The organism is Pseudomonas sp. FSL R10-1339 (genome assembly GCF_009600545.1).
Lineage (GTDB): Bacteria > Pseudomonadota > Gammaproteobacteria > Pseudomonadales > Pseudomonadaceae > Aquipseudomonas > Aquipseudomonas bubulae.
Map to the genome: position 1 here is coordinate 1 of NZ_WIVQ01000241.1, position 749 is coordinate 749.

Genomic DNA, 749 nt, shown 5'->3' on the forward strand with positions numbered 1-749 from the left:
GTTGTCCTGGTTGATCTGCGATGGTGGCGTGATATGCTTTCGACACGTTCAGGGCACTCCAGTGCTCTTATCGGGGCCCCCGTCGCTCCCTCTTCCGGCAAGTTGAATAGAGCACGGGGGTTTTGTTTTTTCTGGGGGCCAGCCTAACCCAAGGTGGGCCCGCTGCGCGACTTATGCCGCTTATGCTCCTGGATCACTTCCTGAGCGCGCGGCTCAAACCCTCTACGCGCTGCGCCAAGTCGTTCACCTGCCCGCTCAAGCTCTGCACCTGCTGCGACAGGGCCATGTTCTCTGTCTGGCTGCGCTCGTACTGGGGATGTAAGCCGGAACCCCAGAAATTTCCGTCACCCTAGTTGGGTGGGCTCAACACTCGTGTCACCAGCTACCTTCTGGAGAATCGAGCTCGGCCATCCCTCCCTGGACGGGCATCGCTCGACGATGTTCAACGGCTCCCTCACGGGGCCGTCGTTTTGTGGGGGCTATTCCATCCACAAGTCGTCGAGGTTCTTGAAGTTCCAGAGCGTCGGGTCTTCGGGGCCAGTGATACTGTCCTTGCAACTCGTGGCCGCCAGGTCGATGGTCTGCATCGGGATCGGCTCTCTCGAGCGTAGCGAGAAGAACACGCGAACCTTGGGAGTCAGCAGTGATTCCATTCCCGGCTCAACGACAACGGCCAGACGCTGAGAGGACAGGCGAACCAAGGAGCCGACGGGGTAGATGCCCACGGCCTTGACGAAGGCGTGGAAGAT

General features: G+C 60.1%; 2 pseudogenes. Both read right to left on the bottom strand.

From position 1 onward, the window contains the following. Window positions 1-193: 193 nt before the first annotated feature. Window positions 194-298: pseudogene (locus GHO03_RS25965) on the bottom strand (MbeD/MobD family mobilization/exclusion protein); the annotation flags it as partial. Window positions 299-479: 181 nt separating this feature from the next. Next, window positions 480-749 (bottom strand): annotated as a pseudogene (locus GHO03_RS24625) (hypothetical protein); the annotation flags it as partial.